Annotated in this window: 16 protein-coding genes; 5 read left to right on the top strand and 11 right to left on the bottom strand. The window is 73.9% G+C overall.

Annotation, left to right across the window (positions count from 1 at the left end; all coding sequences use genetic code 11):
* Positions 1–188 precede the first annotated feature (188 nt).
* On the top strand, positions 189–476 hold the full coding sequence (locus tag OG767_RS01515; protein WP_405091831.1) for a hypothetical protein: 288 nt from the start codon (positions 189–191) through the stop codon (positions 474–476).
* 103 nt (positions 477–579) lie between these two features.
* Complete coding sequence (locus tag OG767_RS01510) at positions 580–1,008, top strand: hypothetical protein (protein ID WP_405091830.1); 429 nt, start codon at positions 580–582, stop codon at positions 1,006–1,008.
* 7 nt (positions 1,009–1,015) lie between these two features.
* On the opposite strand, the gene OG767_RS01505 is transcribed toward OG767_RS01510, so the two are convergent.
* Both OG767_RS01505 and OG767_RS01500 read right to left on the bottom strand, forming a co-directional pair.
* Positions 1,016–1,813: a PASTA domain-containing protein gene (locus OG767_RS01505; protein ID WP_405091829.1), complete on the bottom strand. Its 798-nt coding sequence runs from the start codon at positions 1,811–1,813 to the stop codon at positions 1,016–1,018.
* A 100-nt stretch (positions 1,814–1,913) separates the two neighbouring features.
* Positions 1,914–2,594 carry a PASTA domain-containing protein gene (locus OG767_RS01500; RefSeq protein ID WP_405091828.1) on the bottom strand — a complete coding sequence of 227 codons (681 nt, stop codon included), beginning with the start codon at positions 2,592–2,594 and terminating at the stop codon, positions 1,914–1,916.
* A 114-nt stretch (positions 2,595–2,708) separates the two neighbouring features.
* Here OG767_RS01500 and OG767_RS01495 point away from each other — a divergent pair, with 114 nt between their 5' ends.
* A complete protein-coding gene (locus tag OG767_RS01495; RefSeq protein ID WP_405091827.1) occupies positions 2,709–4,013 on the top strand; it encodes a hypothetical protein in 1,305 nt (434 codons plus the stop codon).
* Between the two features lie 195 nt (positions 4,014–4,208).
* On the opposite strand, the gene OG767_RS01490 is transcribed toward OG767_RS01495, so the two are convergent.
* Entirely contained in the window at positions 4,209–5,687 is a 1,479-nt protein-coding gene (locus tag OG767_RS01490; RefSeq protein ID WP_405091826.1) for a glutamate--cysteine ligase, read from the bottom strand.
* A 261-nt stretch (positions 5,688–5,948) separates the two neighbouring features.
* Complete coding sequence (locus tag OG767_RS01485; RefSeq protein WP_107158171.1) at positions 5,949–6,530, bottom strand: YceI family protein; 582 nt, start codon at positions 6,528–6,530, stop codon at positions 5,949–5,951.
* Positions 6,531–6,631: 101 nt separating this feature from the next.
* Between OG767_RS01485 and OG767_RS01480 the strand changes: the two genes are divergently transcribed.
* The gene (locus tag OG767_RS01480; RefSeq protein WP_107158170.1) at positions 6,632–7,126 is read left to right on the top strand and encodes a MarR family winged helix-turn-helix transcriptional regulator; all 495 of its coding nucleotides are present in this window, start codon (positions 6,632–6,634) and stop codon (positions 7,124–7,126) included.
* Positions 7,127–7,347: 221 nt separating this feature from the next.
* Here OG767_RS01480 and OG767_RS01475 read toward each other — a convergent pair whose 3' ends face one another.
* From OG767_RS01475 to OG767_RS01445, 7 genes are all read right to left on the bottom strand, one after another.
* Positions 7,348–9,903, bottom strand: coding sequence for an ATP-binding protein (locus OG767_RS01475; RefSeq protein WP_405091825.1), 2,556 nt, complete (start codon positions 9,901–9,903; stop codon positions 7,348–7,350).
* A gap of 101 nt (positions 9,904–10,004) precedes the next feature.
* Positions 10,005–11,153, bottom strand: a complete 1,149-nt coding sequence (locus tag OG767_RS01470) for an acyl-CoA dehydrogenase family protein (RefSeq protein ID WP_281933805.1) — start codon at positions 11,151–11,153, stop codon at positions 10,005–10,007.
* Positions 11,154–11,271: 118 nt separating this feature from the next.
* Positions 11,272–12,804: an acyl-CoA carboxylase subunit beta gene (locus OG767_RS01465; protein ID WP_405091824.1), complete on the bottom strand. Its 1,533-nt coding sequence runs from the start codon at positions 12,802–12,804 to the stop codon at positions 11,272–11,274.
* Positions 12,805–13,025: 221 nt separating this feature from the next.
* Positions 13,026–13,937 (bottom strand): hydroxymethylglutaryl-CoA lyase, encoded by a 912-nt coding sequence (locus tag OG767_RS01460; protein WP_405094102.1) that lies wholly within the window; start codon positions 13,935–13,937, stop codon positions 13,026–13,028.
* A gap of 35 nt (positions 13,938–13,972) precedes the next feature.
* Positions 13,973–15,310, bottom strand: coding sequence for an acetyl/propionyl/methylcrotonyl-CoA carboxylase subunit alpha (locus OG767_RS01455; protein WP_405091823.1), 1,338 nt, complete (start codon positions 15,308–15,310; stop codon positions 13,973–13,975).
* A 59-nt stretch (positions 15,311–15,369) separates the two neighbouring features.
* Positions 15,370–16,011 (bottom strand): TetR/AcrR family transcriptional regulator, encoded by a 642-nt coding sequence (locus tag OG767_RS01450; protein WP_357298874.1) that lies wholly within the window; start codon positions 16,009–16,011, stop codon positions 15,370–15,372.
* Positions 16,012–16,154: 143 nt separating this feature from the next.
* Entirely contained in the window at positions 16,155–17,333 is a 1,179-nt protein-coding gene (locus tag OG767_RS01445; protein ID WP_405091822.1) for an FAD-dependent monooxygenase, read from the bottom strand.
* Positions 17,334–17,426: 93 nt separating this feature from the next.
* On the opposite strand from OG767_RS01445, the gene OG767_RS01440 reads away from it, so the two are divergent.
* Entirely contained in the window at positions 17,427–18,014 is a 588-nt protein-coding gene (locus tag OG767_RS01440; RefSeq protein ID WP_405091821.1) for a TetR family transcriptional regulator, read from the top strand.
* Positions 18,015–18,037 lie beyond the last annotated feature (23 nt).

The raw sequence follows: 18,037 nt of genomic DNA, 5'->3' as shown, positions 1-18,037 counted from the left end.
CGGCTGCGGCGGCGGGAGCGGTAACCGGGAGCAGCCGGGTGATGGTCGGGTGGCGGCTCGCCACCGTGGGTACGGCCCGACCAGCACCGACCGACCGCCGGTCCACGAGGTAGACCCCCCGTCGCCGGACCGCACCGACCCGTTCAGCTCGCCGGCCCCGTGCCGGCCGAACCCTCCCAGGAGCCCATGTGCTTCCCCGCTCCGGTGACGTACTGCACGTGACGCGCGCGGCGAGTGTCCAGTTCTTCCGACCGATCATGTTCCGGGTGATCCGGGTGCTCGACTGGCCGGCCTACGACGGTTGGCTCTGGCTCGACGGCTACGAGTTGAACGCGGCGGGGGACGCGGTCAACCGACGGTCGATCTTCGTACAGCAGGAGGGGCTGCGGCAGATCCAGGCCGCGCCGGTCCCCCGGCAGCACACCGTCCGGACAGCCCGCCGTCCGGTCACCCGGACCCCGGTCCGGGTGGGCTGACCTCACGATTCCCGGCCCGTGGGCGTGCCGCCGCCATAGAATCGGTACGCCCACCCCGGCACGTTCCACCCCGCGCGCCACGGACCCTGAACCAGGGATGGTCATGGTCAATCTGCCCACCGCGCGGCGGCACCACAGGTCCCGCACCGGCTACGCCCTCGGGCTCTTCGTCTTCCTCGGGGTCGCGACCGCGCTCGCGCTCGTGGTCCGCCACCCGGCCTTCTCCACCACCCAGCAACTGGCCGAACCCGTACCGGCCCCGGAGATCACCGTGGCCGGCGCGGACGCCCGCCCGACCGTCGAACCGGACGACGCAGAGCCGGACGAGATCGAGCAGCCGTCGGCGGCGGACGGGGCCGACGTGTCGCCCCCGTCCGGTGCGGCGGGCAGCGGGGCCGGCGGCGGCATGCTCGCCGACCGCCCCATCGAGCCGACGGACCTCAGCCGGCCGCTGTTCTACTCCGGTCTGCTCGGCCTCGCCATCTCGCTGGCCGGGCTCGGCCTGGTCGGCGCCCGCCGCCGACAGTGGTGAGTACGCGTCAGGGCGTGGCGGAGGTGGCCGGCGCGGAGCCCGGAGTGGTCGTCCCGGTCGTCGGCGCGCCGGTGGTGGGCGCGGCGGACGCGGCCACCACCAGGGTGACCCGCTCGCCCTCGCCCACGGCGTAACCGGCCTCCGGATTCGTGGCGATCACCGTCCCGGCCGGCCGGTCCGACGCTCGGCGCTGGACGCGGTAGTCGATGCCGAGCCGGTCCAGCACCGTCCGGGCGGCCGACTCCGGCAGCCCCACCAGCGGTGGCATCGGCACCTCCACCGCCGTGGTCGGCGGCGTGCCGGACGGGGAAGCCGACGGGGACGCGCTGCTCGGGGTGGCACTGGCCGAGCTGGCACTGGCCGGCGCGGACGCGCTGGGCGTCGCCGACGGCGTGCCCGGACCGGAGTCGCGGTCGGCGGCCCGCAACGCCAGCCACACCCCGGCCGCGATCAGCCCGATCAGGATCAGGGCCAGGACGCCCAGCAGGATCGGCATCCACCAGCGACGTCCGGCCTGCTCGTCGGCGTACCACTCGGCGCCCGGCTCCGGATAGGCCGCCGACCGTGGCGGCGGCACGCCGGCCCGGCCGGACCAGGGCGCGTCACCGACCGGCTCCTGCCGGCTGGTGGCGTCGAGGGGTCGAGGGGCCCCGCCGGGCAACGGCCGGGTCGCGTCCGCCCCCGCCGCGTTCCGCGGCATGGCCCGGGTGGCGTCGACGTCCTCGCCCGCCCCGGCCGCGTTCCGGGGCAGGGCCCGGGTGGCGTCCCCGTCGTCGGCGGGTGGTTCCTGACGGTCGTCGCTCATGACACTCGTCCTTCCCGCACCGGGACGGGGCTCGCGGCCCTCGGACGTCCACGGTAGCGGGCCACGGCCGGGCCGGCCGGGATCAGCGCGCCGGACGGCGTCAGGGCGTCGGCGGCGGGCCGTCGCTCGGCGTGCTCGAGGGCTCGTTCCCGCAGGTCAACGACACCTGGTCGTTCCAGTGGGCGGTGCCCCCGGCGACCGGGTCCTGCCCGCTGACCGGCCCCTGCCGACCGGCCGGGTAACGGGGATAGAGCCCCGCCTCCACCAGGTCGTCGGCGGCGTCGGAGCAGGACTCGCCGCCCACGTCGGGCACGGTGACCTCGGGCGCCGGCCCGGCGACCCAGACGGTGACGGTGACCCCGCGCTTCACCGGCGTCCCCGGCCGGGGCGACGTGCGCTCCACGGCGCGTCCCGAGCCGCTGCCGAACACCAAGCGCCAACCGAGTCGACGGTCGCGCAACTGCTGCCGGGCCCGCTCGAAGTCAGTACCCACCAGCTCCGGCACGGTGAGGCCGGCCGGGGTGCGCGAACGGGTACCGGTGGGGCGGTCCTCGCCCGGGCGGTCCGTCGTGGGAGCCGCCCCGGTCGGAACGGGCGGCGGGGCGGCCGGCGGCGAGACGGCCTCGGACGAGGCGGTGGGCCGGTCCGGGCCACCGGCCAGGATCCAGCCACCGCTGGCTCCGATCACGGCCAGCAGGACCGCCGCCAGTCCGCCTCCGACGAGCAGCCGGGTCCGGTCCGGACCGGTCTCGTCGCGTACCGGCTGCTGTTCGTCCGTCATCGCGTCTCCCGCCTCAGTCATCGGCGACCGTAGCCGGTGCCGCCAAGCCGTCCGGGCCCGGCCGGCCGCTCCCACGACTCGCCGGGCCGACCTCGGGACGCTACGCTGCCCGGCATGGCCAGACGGGGCTGGGGAGGATCGACCGCTGCGGCGCTCGGCGTCGCTGCCGGCGCGGGCGCCGCTCAGCTCGGCTTCGGCTACGGGCTGGGCATCATCAACTGGGCGCCCACCGGCACCGTACGCGTCGAGTCGGCGTGGGTGGCGAGCCTCGCCTGGGCCACCTGGATCGCCGCGACCTCGGTCATCGCCGGTGCGGTCTGCGCCCAGCGCCTGCGCGGTGGTGGGGACGAGCCGGTGGGTGTGCTGCCCCGGCTCGGGCTCGCCCTGGCCGCCGGTGTCGGCGCGCTGGTCACCGTGCTGTTGGTGGCGGTGCCGGCCCGGGCCGCGCGGGTGCCGGACACCACCGCGCCGCAGACCGTCGCCGCCGCGTACGCGGCGGCGGGGCTGGTGCTCGGCGTGCTGCTGGCGACCTGGGCGTTGCACACCCGTGCCGCCGCCACCAACCTGATCGCCACCACCGGCTGGCTCTGGCTGCTCGCCGTGGTGTCGGTGGTGGACGGGGTGCTCTCCGGCCGGGGCCTGACCACCGCCCAACTCGGCATCTGGCAGATCAGCGCGGACAGCGCCCGCTTCTGGATCCGTGACTACTTCTACTGGCCGGGGGCGCTGCTCTCGCTGGGCTCCGCGCTGGTGATCGGGGTGCTGGCCGCCCGGCGCGCGACCCGGTCACCGCGGGTGCGGGTGGGTGCGGCCGCCTCCGGCGCGGCCGGGCCGCTGCTGGTGGCGCTGGCGTACCTGCTGGCCGTTCCGCGACTGGCCGGGATCGCCGCCGAGCAGTTGTCGGCCCACCTGATCGCCCCGTACGCGGTGATCGCCGGGGTGGGCGGCTCGATGCTGATGGCCGCGCTGGCCCAGCGGGCCGACCGTCGGGGCGGCACGGAGGCGGAACCGCCGATCGACACGACCGCGACGCCGACCGGCCCCGAACCGGCGGAGTCGGCCGGGTCCACGTCGCCGAGGTCCGTCGAGCCGGAGCCGGAGAGCACGCCGGGCACCGAGCCGGCCGGCGAGGCCGACCCCGGTTCGCCGCCGACGACCGCGGAGAAGCCGGACGCGTCACCCGGACGCGCCGGCGAGCGGCAGGCGTCGCCGAGTCGCGCCGCCCGGACCGGTGCCGATCGTCGGGGCCGGACGGTGCCGCAGCAGCGGCAGCCCGAGGTGGTGCCGGACCGGCCCGCCGGCAGCCGCGACGAGGAGCCGGGCCCGGGCGAGTCGGGCACCGAGGACACGCCGGCCGGGCCACAGCCCGAGTCGGCGTCCCCGACCGTCGAACCGAAGACGCGCCGCCGCGCCCGCTGATCCCGCTCCACCCCGACGCCCGGGCCGCTCCGGCTGACCGGCGACACGCTCAGTGATGTCTGCGCGGAAAACCACCGCCTAGGAGCGATATACCTCCAGGGCATATTTATGCCTCTGTGTCATACCGCTCCGGACCAACTTCCTTCCTGACGGCGACACGCCCGGGTGGCCAGCGAACAGCCGGGCCGGCGACGATCAGTCGACGGGCCAGGTGTGGACGGGCTCGTTGGTGCGTTGCAACTCGGCGTAGCGCTGGACCATGTGGTGCAGCGCGGCCTTCCGGTCCATGTCCCGGTGCCGCTCGGCCGCCCACACCGTCTCGGTCTGCCAGACCGCCCCGTTACGGCCGGTACGGCAGCGCCCCTCGATGACGCCGAGGAGGCGGTCCCGCTCGGCCGGGGCGACGCCGAACCGGTCCAGCCCCTGCGCGGCCACCGGCAGCAGCGTGTCGAGGACGAGCGTGGTGACCGGCACGTCGCCGAGCTTGGGCCAGTGCAGCACCGCGTCGATGCCGCGCCGGGCGGCGGCGTGGAAGTTCTCCTCCGCCGAGCTGAACGTGAGCTGGCTCCAGATGGGCCGGTCCGACTCGGCGAGGCCACGGGCAAGGCCGAAGTAGAGCGCCGCGTTGGCGAGCATGTCCACCACGGTCGGGCCGGCGGGCAGCACCCGGTTCTCCACCCGCAGGTGCGGGCGGCCGTTCATGATGTCGTAGACCGGCCGGTTCCAGCGGTAGACGGTGCCGTTGTGCAACCGCAGCTCGCCGAGCTGGGGCACGCCGCCGGCGTGCAGCACCTCGACCGGGTCCTCCTCCTCGCAGATCGGCAGCAGCGGCGGGAAGTAGCGGACGTTCTCCTCGAACAGATCGAAGATCGAGGTGATCCAGCGTTCGCCGAACCAGACCCGCGGGCGTACGCCCTGGGCCTTCAGCTCGTCGGGCCGGGTGTCGGTGGCCTGCTCGAAGAGCGCGATGCGGGTCTCCGCCCAGAGCTGCCGGCCGTAGAGGAACGGCGAGTTGGCCCCGACGGCCACCTGCACGCCGGCGATCGCCTGGGAGGCGTTCCAGTGGTCGGCGAAGCTGTCCGGGGCGACCTGGAGGTGGAACTGGAGGCTGGTGCAGGCGGCCTCCGGTGCGATCGAGTCGGTGTGCGTCCGCAGCCGCTCGATGCCGTTGATGTCCAGCTCGATGTCCTCGCCGCGGGCACCGACGATCTGGTCGTTGAGCACCCGGTAGCGCTCGTCGGTGGAGAGGTTGTCGGCGACCAGGTGCCCCTCGGTGAGGGTGGGCAGGATGCCGACCATCAGAATGGTGGCGTCGGACTTGGCGGCCCGCTCGTCGGCGCGGCTGAGGCTGCCGCGCAGATCCTGCTCGTAGTCGCTGAACCCGGTGCCCTCGATCAGCCGGGGCGAGGCGTTCAGTTCGAGGTTGAACTGCCCCAGCTCGGTCTGGAAGAGCGGGTCGGCGATGTCGGCCAGGATCTGGTCGTTGCGCATGGCCGGTTCGGCGGCGGCGTCGACCAGGTTCAGCTCGATCTCCAGCCCGGTCATCGGCCGGTCGGCGTCGAAGCCGAAGTCGTCGAGCATCAGCGCGAAGACGTCCAGGCATCGCCGGACCTTCTGCCGGTAGCGGACCCGATCCTCCCGGGAGAAGGCGCCCTGCTCGACGTCCCTGCCCATGTGTCCTCCCGGCGCCGGTGCCACGGAACCGTTGGCGTTCCGCAACGCATTGTGAACCATTCACGTGGTGTGCGTAAGAGCGCCCGGCTCGTGAACTGCCGACCGGGCGCAGGTCTGCACCTGTACCCCGCCACCGCCCCGCCCAGCGCCGTTAACCAGCGAACAACGCGTGACAATCCGCACCCGGCGCGGCGGGGTGGGAGACGGGGACGGGCCCGCACCGTCGGTGGACGGTGCGGGCCCGTGGGTCCGGCGAGGGGCTCAGCCCTGGCGGATGGCCTCGCCCTCGATCTCGATCTTGACCTTGCGGCCGACCAGGACGCCACCGGTCTCCAGCGCCACGTTCCAGGTGAGACCGAAGTCCTCCCGGTCGATCTCGGTGTGCGCGGAGAAGCCGAAGATGTCCTGCCCGAAGGGGCTGCGGCCGACGCCCTCGAACTCGACCTGGAGGTCCACCGGACGGGTCACGCCCTTCACGGTCAGCTCACCGGCGAGCACGAACTCGTTGCCCTCGCGGGACTTCACGCCGGTGCTGCGGAACTCCAGCGTCGGGAACTGCTCGGCGTCGAGGAACTCCGGGCTGCGCAGGTGCCCGTCCCGGTCCGCCTGCGCGGTGTTGATGCTGGCCGCCTGGATGCTGGCGGTGACCGAGGACTGCAGCGGGTCGTCGGTGACGGTGATGGTGGCGGTGGCGTCGGCGAACTCGCCGCGTACCTTGCTGACCATCATGTGCCGGGCGACGAAGCCGACGCGCTTGTGCGCGGCGTCCAGGAGGTACGTGCCGGGGGCGGGGATGGTGAGACCCTCCCAGTCGCGGGTAGTCGCCTCGGTGCTGCTGGTCATGATGCGCTCCTCCGGAGAAGATTGTTTAGTAGCCCAACGACTGACTGAGCAACTATAGCCACAGCAATATTCCCTGTGTCAAGTGTTGCTAGGATGGTGACGTGGATCAGAACGTGTTCGACGACCCCCGGATCACCGCCGTCGGCCTGCTCGTCGAGGCGCACGCCGGGCTCTCCGCCCGGTTCGCGGCCCAGTTCGAGGAGCACGGACTCTCCCCGGTCGAGTTCGAGGTGCTCACCCGACTGGCCCGCTCCCCCAACAACCAGCTCCGGATGACCGACCTGGCGGCCCAGACCTCGCTCTCCACCAGCGGGGTGACCCGGGTGGTGGACCGGATGGAGCGGGACGGCCTGATCCGTCGGCGGGCCTGCCCCTCCGACCGACGCAGCTCGTTCGCGGTGGTGACCGCCGCGGGCCTGGGCCGGCTGGACGAGATCCTGCCCGGCCACCTGAAGATCATCGAGCAGTGGTTCACCGGCCAGCTCGAACCGGCCCAGCTCGACGGGCTTCTGGACGGGTTGCGCCGGGTCCGGGACGCGGTCCACCCGGGCGCCACGGCCGGCAGCACCGAACCGGCCGGGAACGCCGCCTGCTGAGGCCGGTCGCTACCCGCCGGTCACCGGCAGAAAGACCGGCAGAACCGCCGGTACGCCTGGGCAAAAGCGATCAATAACGCCCAAAGCCGTCGGGGTGGCTGGATAAGCTTTCGACGCGGGGGAGCACCGGGGGGTGCCGGCGCGAGCGTGGAGCGAGGGGCAGCACCAGGGGGCTACTTCGCTCGCGCCACCCCCGCGCCCTCCGCCACAGCGGCCCGGCATCAGGTCCGGCCCGGGCGTCCCCGCTGCGCAGCCAGCGCGTAGAGCAACTCCTCCTCACGGGGCAGCAGATTCACGCCGGTGATCTGCCGCGCCCGGTCCAGTCGGTCCAGCAAAGCCGGATCGCCGGTGCTGGCCGCCAACCCCACCAGCGCCTCGACCAGATCCCGCCGGTCCGCGCCCCCGGCCGCCGCTTCCGCCGCCGTGGCGAACCACTCCGCCGCCAGCTCGCGGTCGCCCCGGTGCAGCGCCACCTGGCCCTCGATCAACGCGCGGAGCGCGTCCTCGGTGTGGGCGTCCCGGCCCGTACCGGCCGGTTCCCACCGCTCGACGGCCGGTGCGCGACGCGGGGCCGGCACCGGGCCGGACGGCCACAGCTCGGTCACCACCGCGAGCGCCTCGTCGTCCCGCCCCTGGAGTGCGAGCGCCAACCCGACCGTACCGATGGTTCGGCGACGCCGCCCCGGATCACCCAGCTCCACGAGCGCGGACGCCGCCCGCCGGCCCTGCTCGACCGCCTCGGCGTAACGACCCTCCAACCGGGTCAGCTCGGCCAGATCGGCCCGCGCCAGCAGGCGGAGCCGCTGGTCGCCGCACTGCGCCGCCAACCGGTCCACCGTGGCCAGCCGCCGCCGGGCGTCGGCCAGCTCCCCCACGCGTACGTCGTGCCAGGTCAGGTGGTGCTGCGCCACCGCCATCTCGCGTACCCGGCCGTGCCGGGTGGCCAGCGTCAGCGCCGCCTCGGCCTGCGCACGGGCCTCGTCGTGGGCCCCGAGGCCGCGCAGCACCGCGCAGAGCACCGACCGGGCGGACAGTTCCCCGGTCACGTCGCCGACCTCGGCGAAGACGGCCAGCGCCGCCCGGGCCGCCGGCAGCTCCTCCGGCCCCGCACCGTGCTCCGCGGCCAGCCGCGCCGACCCGAGCAGCGCCCAGGCCCGCAGCACCGGGCGGGCGTCGGCGGTACGCGGATCGGCCAGCAGCCGTCGCAGCCACCGACGGCCGGAGACGTCCCGTCCGCGCAACCGCCACCACCGGGGCAACGCGGCGGCCAGCAGCAGCGCGGTGGCCGGCGCCTCCTCGGCGGCGTACGCCAACGCGGCGATGATGTCACCGGTCGCCTCGTCGAGCAGGTGCACGGTGCCGGGCAGGTCCGCGCCGACCAGGCCGGGTGCGGTACGCCGGACCAGCGCGGCGATCACCGACGCGTGCCGGAGCCGGATCGCCGCCGTCTCGCCCGCCAGGTCGGCCTGCTCGGCGGCGAAGTCGCGGACCGCGTCGAGCAGCCGGAACCGGAACGGGCCGGCGCCCCGGACGCTCAGCAGGCCCAGCTCGCTGAGCCGGTCCAGCAGCGGCACCGCGTCCCACCGGTCGTCGCCGTCGGCGAGCAGTTCCTCGGCCAGCGCGACCGACCAGCGGTTACGGAAGGCGGCGAGCCGGCGCAGCGCGGCGCGTTCGGCCGGGGCGAGCAGGTGGTAGCTGGTCGCGACCGCCTCCCGCAGCGTCACCGTGCCGGCGACCCGGTCGGCGGGTGCCCAGCCGGGACGCCCGCCGGCCAGGTCGAGGACCCGGTCGCCGTACCGGTCCAGCAGCTCGGGGACGTCGAGGATGCGGCCCCGCGCCGCCATCAGCTCGATCGCCAGCGGCAGGCCGCCGAGGCGGCGGACCAGCGCCGCGAGCGCCGGCAGCTCGGCCGGGGCGGGCGGCGCGTGCCGGGCCTGGGTGAACCGGGCGGCGAAGAGCGCCGCGGCGGGCCAGCGGTCCAGGTCGGCCCGGTCCGCCGGCTCGGCGCCGGCGGGTGGCACGTCGAGCGGGGCCACCGGCCGGACCAGTTCGCCGGGCAGCCCGACCGGACGACGGCCGGTCGCCAGGATCCGTACGGTCGGCGCGGCGGCGGTCAGCGTCCGCACCGCCTCGGCCACCGGCCCGGGCGCCCGCTCGACGGCGTCGACGAGCAGCAGCGCCGGTCGGCCGGCGAGCCGGCAGGGCAGGTCGGCGAGGCGGCTCACGCCGAACACCGTCACCGAGGCGGCGAGCACGTCGGCGGCGTCCGAGCCGTCGCCGACCAGCACGCCGACCACGCCGCCCGGGTGTCGGGCCGCGACCGCGTGGGCGACGGTGAGCGCGAGCGCGGTCTTGCCGACGCCGGCGAGCCCGACCAGGCTCACCAGCGGGTGCGCGTCGAGCAGGGCGGTCACCTCGGCCACGTCGCGGTCCCGGCCGAGCAGCGGTACGGGCTGGGGCAGCGCGACCGGCGTACCCCGATCGGCCTCGACCGGCGCGGCGGGCGGCACGGCGGCCGGCGCGGGCCGGGCGGTGGCGACGAACTCCCGGCGGGCCGAGCCGGTCAGGCCGAGCGCGTCGGCGAGCAGGTCGACGGTGGTGCGTTGGGGTCGGGTCGCATGCCCCCGCTCCAGATCGCGAACGGTCCGCACGCCCACGCCGGCCCGGCCCGCCAGCTCGGCCTGGGTCAGGCCGACGGCGAGCCGGTGCCCGCGCAACAGATCGGACAGCGCCGCCCGACCCCCCGGGCTCCGCGAACGATCATGTTCGGGAGTCATGGGCAGGAAGAGTACGGAGGGGATCCGACGCTCCACAGTCCACCGTCAACCACCCGACCGTCCGACGCCGATATCCGACAGACGGCCGAGGCGGGCCTCGGTCACATGCCGAGGTCGCGCGCGATGATCATGCGCTGCACCTCGCTGGTGCCCTCGCCGATCTCCAGGATCTTGGAGTCGCGCCAGAAGCGGGCCACCGGGTACTCGTTCATGAAGCCGTAGCCGCCGTGGATCTGGGTCGCCTCCCGCGCGTTGTCCACCGCGACGGTGCTGGCGTGCAACTTCGCGATCGCCGCCTGCCGCTTGAACGGCTCACCGGCGAGCATCCGGGCGGCGGCGTCGTAGTAGGCCAGTCGGGCGGTGTGCGCCTTCAGCTCCATGTCGGCGATCTTGAACTGGATCGCCTGGTAGTTGCCGATCGGCTGGCCGAACGCCTGACGCTCCTTGGCGTACTTGATCGACTCGTCGACGCAGCCCTGGGCCAGCCCGACCGCCAGCGCGGCGATGGCGATCCGGCCCTCGTCGAGGATGCGCAGGAACTGGGCGAAGCCCCGGCCGCGCTCACCGAGCAGGTTGCCCGCCGGCACCCGGCAGTCGTCGAACGTCAGCTCGTGGGTGTCCGAGGCGTTCCAGCCGACCTTGGAGTAGCCGGGCGCGACCGTGAAGCCGGGCGTGCCCGACGGCACGATGATGGTGGACAGCTCCTTGCTGCCGTCCGGCTTGGTGCCGGTGACCGCGGTGACCGTGACCAGCGCGGTGATGTCGGTGCCGGAGTTGGTGATGAACGCCTTCGAGCCGTTGATCACCCACTCGTCGCCGTCCAGCACCGCCCGGGTCTGGGTGCCGCCCGCGTCCGAGCCGGTGCCCGGCTCGGTGAGCCCGAAGCCGGCCAGCGCCTCGCCGCTGAGCAGCTTCGGCAGCCACCGCTCCTTCTGCTCCGCGGTGCCGAACCGGTGGATCGGCATCGCGCCGAGCGAGACCGCCGCCTCCAGCGTGATGGCCACGCTGGAGTCGACCCGGGCCAGCTCCTCCAACGCGAGGCAGAGCGCGAAGTAGTCGCCGCCCATGCCGCCGTGCTCCTCCGGGAACGGGAGCCCGAACAGCCCCATCTTGCCCATCTGGCGGACGACCTCGTACGGGAAGGTGTGGTTCTCGTAGTGCTCGCCGATCACCGGGGCGACCACCTCGCGCGCGAAGTCCCGCACGCTCTCCCGCAGCGCCTGCTGCTCCTCGTCGAGCCGGAAGTCCATGTCGATCCTCCTGGAAGGGGGCGGGCCGCCGGGCGCTCGTGACGCCGGGAGCGGCGGAAGCGTCAGAAGGGTCCCCGTCCTCTGCACCAGGCGTTAAGAGGGGGCCCGTCCTTACCGGTCAGACGGGGGTGACGCCGTGGCGGCGGGTGGAGAAGTGGCGGGACTTGGTGCGGGCGGCGGCGTACCGGCGGACCAGCTCGGCGCGCAGTTCGTGCGGCTCGATGATCGTGTCCACCACCAGCTCGCTGGCGAGCCGGACGACGTCGATGTCGCGCTCGTACTCCTCGCGCTTGGTGGCGACGAACGCGGCCCGCTCGTCGGCGTCGGCGATGGCGGCGATCTTGTTGGCGTAGACCGCGTTGACCGCGGCCTCCGCGCCCATCACCGCGATCTTCGCGGTGGGCAGCGCGATCGTGGCGTCGGGCTCGAAGCCGGGGCCGGCCATCGCATAGAGACCCGCGCCGTACGCCTTGCGGACCACCACGCAGATCTTGGGTACGGTGGCCTCGGAGATCGCCGTGATCATCTTCGCGCCGTGCCGGATGATGCCCTGCTTCTCCACCGCGCTGCCGACCATGAAGCCGGGCACGTCGCTCAGGAACAGCAGCGGCACGTTGAACGCGTCGCAGAGCTGCACGAACCGGGTCGCCTTGTCGGCCGAGTCGACGAAGAGCACGCCGCCCTTGAACATCGAGTTGTTGCCGACCACGCCGACGACCTGGCCGTTCAACCGGCCGAAGCCGATGGTCAGCTCCTTGGCCCAGAGCGCCTGGATCTCGAAGAAGCTGCCCTCGTCGAGCAGGCCCTTGACGTACCGGCGCATGTCGAACGCCTGCCGCTCGCTGGCCGGGACCAGCGCGGCCAGGTCGGCCTTCTCCGGCGCCGGCTTCGCCTCGGTGGCCGGCGGGTCCTGCTGCCAGTTCGACGGCAGGTACGACAGGTAGGTCCGCACCACGTCGAGCGCGTCGTTCTCGGTCTTGCAGAGGAAGTGCCCCACGCCGGACTCGGCGCAGTGCACCTTGGCGCCACCCATCGCTTCGAGGGTGGTCTTCTCGCCGGTGACCATCTCGACCATGCGGTCGGAGCCGAGATACATGCTGGCGTTGCCCTCGACCATGGCCACCACGTCGCAGAACGCCGGGATGTAGGCCCCGCCCGCCGCGCTCGGCCCGAACAGCGCGCAGACCTGCGGGATCGAACCCGAGGCGCGGACCTGGTTCCAGAAGATCTTCCCGGCGCCGCGCCGGCCCGGGAAGAGGTCGACCTGGTCGGTGATCCGGGCGCCGGCGGAGTCGACCAGGTAGACCATCGGGACGCTTGTCGAGTAGGCCCGCTCGATGATCCGGATGATCTTCTCGACGGTACGCGCGCCCCAACTGCCGGCCTTGACCGTGGAGTCGTTCGCCATCAGGCAGACCGGCCGGCCGTCGATGGTCGCGGTGCCGGTCACCACGCCGTCGGCGGGCAGGCCGTCGGCCATCGCGTTGGCGTAGAGCCCGTCCTCGACGAAGGAGCCCTCGTCGACCAGGTAGGCCACCCGCTCACGGGCGAAGAGCTTGCCCTTGGCGGCGTTGGCCGCGTGGTATTTGTCCGCACCGCCGGCGCGGGCGCGCTTGCGCAGCTGCTCCAGTGCCTCACCGTCGAGCGTCACGCCGACTCCCTCTGCCACCCACCAACCTGAACGATCGTTAGGCTACCCCACCCCCACCCCCTCCGGCGACCCACCGCCCCACCCCACCCCCACCCCACCCCACCCCACCCCCACCCGCGCGATCTTGCACTTCCGGCCCCGACATGCGGCACAAAAGACGCATGGCGAGGGCCCGAAGTGCAAGATCAACGGGGAGAGGGGGCGGGGACGGGAGGGAGGGGTCAGGAGGGGCGGGGGGTCAGACGGGTTCGGGGGCCGGCTCGGAGGACGCCGGAGGGGAGCTTCTTGTCGAGCAGGTGCTCGGCCAGCTCGGCCGCCTCGATCAGGGCGTCCAGGTCGATGCCGGTCTCGATGCCCATGTCGTGCAGCATGTGCACCGCCTCCTCGGTGGCCAGGTTGCCGCTCGCCCCCGGGGCGTACGGGCAGCCGCCGAGGCCACCGACGCTGGCGTCGAACTCGGTGACCCCCAGCTCCATGGCGGTCAGCATGTTCGCCAGGGCGGTGCCCCGGGTGTTGTGGAAGTGCAGCAGCACCGGCACCTGAGCGTTGCGGTCGCGTACGGCGGTGACCAGCTCGCGGACCCGCCGGGGCGTACCCATGCCGGTGGTGTCGCCGAAGGCGACGCGGTCCGCGCCGTCCCGGACCACCCGGTCCACGATGGCGGCCACCCGCGTCGGGTCGACGTCACCCTCGTAGGGGCAGCCGAAGCTGGTCGCCACGATCACCTCGGCGGTCGCGCCCGCGTCGTGCAGCAGCGCGATCAGCTCGGCGATGTCGTCGAGCGACTCGTCGGTCGAGCGGTTGACGTTGCGCCGGTTGTGCGTGTCGCTGGCCGACACCACCACCTCGATCTCGGTGAAGCCGGCGGCCAGGGCCCGCTGCGCGCCCCGGGTGTTCGGCACCAGCGCCGAGTAGCGCACGCCGTCGACCTTCTCGGCCCGCTGCCACACCTCGTCGGCGTCGGCCATCTGCGGGATGGCCTTCGGGTGCACGAAGGAGACGGCCTCGATGCGGCGGACCCCGGTCCGGGACAACGCGTCGAGCAGCTTCACCTTCGAGTCGGTGGGGATCGGTTCCTCGTTCTGGAGCCCGTCCCGGGGACCGACCTCGCGGATGCTCACCGACGTGGGCAGTTCCGTCATCAGGTTCACCTCACTCGTGTCGAAGGTCAGCGCATTCGGGAGACGATGCCGGTGTCGTAGTCGCCGGAGCGGAACTCCGGGTTCTCCAGCAGCTCGGCGAAGAACGGCAGGTTGCACTTCGGGCCGGCGACCTCGAACTGCGCGACCGCCGCCCGAGCCCGCTCGACGGCCTCCTCCCGGGTGTCACCGCTGACGATCAGCTTGGCCAGCAGGCTGTCGTAGAACGGGGTGACCGTGTTGCCGGCGACGTAACCGGAATCGACCCGTACGCCGGTGCCGGACGGCTCGTTCCAGGTGGTGATCGCGCCCGGTCCGGGCAGGAAGCGCTTCGGGTCCTCCGCGTTGATCCGCAGCTCGATGGCGTGCCCGCGCGGGGTGAGCGCGTCCGGGTCGAACGTCGGCGGCAGGCCGGCGGCCACCCGCAACTGCTCCTCGACCAGGTCGACGCCGTAGACGTACTCGGTGACCGGGTGCTCGACCTGGAGCCGCGTGTTCATCTCCAGGAAGAAGAACTCCTGCGTGGTGGGGTCGAGCAGACATTCGACGGTGCCCGCGTTGCGGTAGTTCACCGCCTCGCCCGCCCGGACGGCCGCCGCCAGGAACCGTGCCCGCAGCTCCGCCGAGACCGCCGGGGAGGGGGACTCCTCGACCAGCTTCTGGTTGCGCCGCTGCACCGAGCACTCGCGCTCGCCGAGCGCCACCACCCGGCCGTCGGCCAGGCCGAGGATCTGCACCTCGACGTGGCGGACCCGGGGGAAGTACCGCTCGATCAGCACCGAGCCGTCGCCGAACATGCGCTCGGCGAACGCGCGGACCTTGTCGTACTCGGTGCGCAGCGCGGCCTCGTCGACGGCCACGCCCATGCCCATGCCGCCGCCACCGGCCGCGGCCTTGACCATCACCGGGTAGCCGATCTCGGCGGCGGCGGTGACCGCCGCGTCCAGGTCGGCCGCCGGCTCGGTGGTGCCGGGCGCGACCGGGACGCCGGCCGCCGCCATCAGGTTCCGAGCGTTGATCTTGTCGCCCATCGCGGTGATCGCGTCCGCGCCGGGCCCGACCCAGACCAGGCCGGCCCCCTCGACGGTACGGGCGAAGTCGGCGTTCTCCGACAGGAAGCCGTAGCCGGGGTGGATCGCCTGCGCGCCGGTGCTCCGGGCCGCGTCGAGGATCGCCTCCACGTTGCGGTAGCTCAGCGCCGGGTTGGCCGGGCCGACGCAGACCGCCTCGTCGGCCTCGGTCACGAACGGCAGGTCGGCGTCCGCCTCCGAGTGCACCGCGATCGCCCGCACCCCGAGCCGTCGGGCCGTGCGGATGACCCGGCGCGCGATCTCCCCACGGTTGGCCACCAGCAGCGAATCAAACATGTTCGGCAAGGAAGGGCCCCTTCTCGACGCCTGAGGTGTAGGCCCCTTCTTAACATGCGTTAAGGCGCGTGCGGCGTGTCAGGTGGGGTCGCGGGGTCGGTGGGGGCCAGCAGGGCCGCCAGGGTCGCGCCGCGCAGCAGTTCGGCCCGGCGTCGACGATCCACCTCGCCACCGAGGAACGGAGTGGAGTTCATCAGGCCGAACGCGGCGTGCGCGAGCACCCGGGCGGCGCCGTCCGGCAGGCCCGGGTGCAGCGCGGTCAGCACCGTGACCCACTCCTCGACGTACATCCGCTGGAGCCGGCGGATCCGGCGGCGCGGCTCGTCCGGGAGGCGGTCCAGCTCGTGCAGGTGCAGCGCGATCACCGCGGGGTTCGCCAGCGCGAACTCGACGTGGAAGTCGATCAGCGACTCCAGCGCGCCGCGCGGGTCGCCCGGGCGGCCGGCGGCCCGCTCCCGGCCACCGGCGAGCAGCCCCTCACTGACGGGCACCAGCGCCGCGACCAGCATCGCCTCCTTGCCGGCGAAGTGATGGTAGAGCGCCGGACCGGTGACCCCGGCCGCCGCACCGATGTCGTCCATCGACACGCCGTGATAGCCCCGTTGGGCGAAGAGGCCGACCGCGATCTCCAGGATCTCGTCCCGCCGGGACCGGCGTCGGGCCCCGCCCGTCGCCCCCCGCGCCTGCTGTTCCACCGCCACCGGGCCAGCCTAGACCTCACCTCCGAGGTGGGGGACCCGTGGTTACCCGCCGGTCAACGCCGAACCAAGGACCCCACTCCGTCGACCCCGTGCGGCGATCATGAAGTTGGCCGGGAATCACGTCTGACTTGTCGCCGCCAACTTCATGATCGCCGGGGCGGCGGGTCGGGTGGGAGGGCGGGTGGGAGGGGAGCGGGCTCGAAGCCGGCCAGGCGGACGGCCAGCCGTTGGCGGGCCGGTGGCAGCGCCGAGGCGGTCCGGAGCAGCAGGTCACGCAACGGCCGGAGGGCCGGCGGGGCAGCGGCGAGCCGGGTGAGCCCGGCGGCGAAGCCGAGCACCTCCTCGGCCCGGGGGCGACGGTCGGCGGCGTACCGGTCGAGGGCCTCCGGGCCGGCGGCGAGCGCCTCACCGAGGGTGACCGCGTCGCGCAGCCCGAGGTTCATCCCCTGCCCACCGGCCGGGCTGTGCACGTGCGCCGCGTCGCCGGCGAGCAGCACCGGGCCGGACCGGTACCGGCTGGCGATCCGGTGGTGGATCCGGAACCGGGACGCCCACACCACCTCGGTGACCCGGTCCGGCCGCCGGACCGGGCCGCGTTCGTCGAGCAGGGCCTGAAAATGGTGCGCCCGCGGCTCGCGCGGCGCGGCGTCGACGGTGGCGACCAGCCGGACCGTGCCGTCGGGCAGCGGCGCCCAGACCAGCGGACCGCCGCGCGACAGGAACAGGCTGACCTGGTCGCGCGGGAGCGCGCTGTCCACCCGCACGTCGGCGAGCAGGAACGACTCGCCGGGGTCGGCCGGGCCGCCGAAACCGATGCCGGCCAGCTCGCGGACCCGACTGTGCATCCCGTCCGCGCCGACCACCCAGCGGGCCCGGACCGCGCCGCCATCGGCGAAGCGGGCGGTCGCGCCGTCGCCGTCGAGGTCCAGCCCGGTCAGCTCGTACGACCGCAGCACCCGCCCGCCGAGCGCGGTGAGCCGGTCGGCGAGCACCGCCTCGGTCTCCGCCTGCGAGATCAGCAGCGCGTACGGATAGCGGGACGGCAACCTGTCGAAACGGACGGTGAGCAGCAGCCGGTCCCGGTCCCGGACGCTGAACCGGGCCGAGCGCAGCCCGCGGGCGGCGAGCGGGTCCGCGACCCCGATCCGGTCCAGCACCTCCAGCGTGCCGGCGTGCACCACCGCGGCCCGCGAGGTGACCGGCGGCACGGCCAGCCGGTCGACCACTGTGGTGGTCACGCCGTGCCCGGCCAGCGTGACGGCCACGGCCAGGCCGGTGGGTCCGGCGCCCACCACGAGCACGTCGGTGCGTTCGGGCAGCATCGCCCACCTCCGATGCGGTCAACAACTGTTTGCCAACGATTGTTGACATCACTCCGGAGCACTGTCAACGCTTGTTGGCCTACAGTCGTGGACATGACCGCACCGGCCTCCCCCGCCCGCCGCTCGGACGCCACCCGGGCGGCCATCCTGCACGCCGCCCGGGAACGCTTCGCCGCCGACGGCTACGACCGGGCCACCATCCGCGCCATCGCCGCCGACGCCCGGATCGACCCGTCCATGGTGATGCGCTACTACGGCAGCAAAGAGGGACTCTTCGCGGCGGCGGCCGAGTTCGACCTGCGCCTGCCCGACCTCGCCCAGGTGCCCCCGGAACGGCTCGGCGAGACCCTGACCCGGCACTTCCTGCGCCGCTGGGAGGCCGACGGCACGCTCGTCGCGCTGCTCCGGGCCGCCCACACCAACCCGGGCGCGGCCGACCGCATGCGCGGCATCTTCGCCGACCAGCTCGCCACCGCGGTGGCACGGTCCGGCGTCGACCGGGGGACCGCCGCCCGCCGCGCCGGACTGGTGGCCAGCCAGATCCTCGGCCTCGCCCTGACCCGGTACGTGATCCGGCTGCCCCCGGTGGTCGACCTCGACGCGGACGAGCTGGCCGGGTGGGTCGGCCCGACGATCCAGCGCTACCTGACCCAGCCGTCCCCCGAGGCGATCGAGGGGTGACCGGCCGGCCCCGACCGGAGCCG

The organism is Micromonospora sp. NBC_01392, assembly GCF_045040125.1.
GTDB lineage: Bacteria > Actinomycetota > Actinomycetes > Mycobacteriales > Micromonosporaceae > Micromonospora.
This window is presented reverse-complemented; position numbering and strand designations above follow the sequence as displayed.

What these genes read in the sequence shown, in the direction of transcription:
- OG767_RS01500 (WP_405091828.1), bottom strand. Translation starts at nt 2,594, where the DNA reads ATGACGGACGAACAGCAGCCGGTACGCGACGAGACCGGTCCGGACCGG.
- OG767_RS01445 (WP_405091822.1), bottom strand. Translation starts at nt 17,333, where the DNA reads ATGCTGCCCGAACGCACCGACGTGCTCGTGGTGGGCGCCGGACCCACC.
- OG767_RS01495 (WP_405091827.1), top strand. Translation starts at nt 2,709, where the DNA reads ATGGCCAGACGGGGCTGGGGAGGATCGACCGCTGCGGCGCTCGGCGTC.
- OG767_RS01475 (WP_405091825.1), bottom strand. Translation starts at nt 9,903, where the DNA reads ATGACTCCCGAACATGATCGTTCGCGGAGCCCGGGGGGTCGGGCGGCG.
- OG767_RS01455 (WP_405091823.1), bottom strand. Translation starts at nt 15,310, where the DNA reads ATGTTTGATTCGCTGCTGGTGGCCAACCGTGGGGAGATCGCGCGCCGG.
- OG767_RS01490 (WP_405091826.1), bottom strand. Translation starts at nt 5,687, where the DNA reads ATGGGCAGGGACGTCGAGCAGGGCGCCTTCTCCCGGGAGGATCGGGTC.
- OG767_RS01470 (WP_281933805.1), bottom strand. Translation starts at nt 11,153, where the DNA reads ATGGACTTCCGGCTCGACGAGGAGCAGCAGGCGCTGCGGGAGAGCGTG.
- OG767_RS01485 (WP_107158171.1), bottom strand. Translation starts at nt 6,530, where the DNA reads ATGACCAGCAGCACCGAGGCGACTACCCGCGACTGGGAGGGTCTCACC.
- OG767_RS01505 (WP_405091829.1), bottom strand. Translation starts at nt 1,813, where the DNA reads ATGAGCGACGACCGTCAGGAACCACCCGCCGACGACGGGGACGCCACC.
- OG767_RS01440 (WP_405091821.1), top strand. Translation starts at nt 17,427, where the DNA reads ATGACCGCACCGGCCTCCCCCGCCCGCCGCTCGGACGCCACCCGGGCG.
- OG767_RS01510 (WP_405091830.1), top strand. Translation starts at nt 580, where the DNA reads ATGGTCAATCTGCCCACCGCGCGGCGGCACCACAGGTCCCGCACCGGC.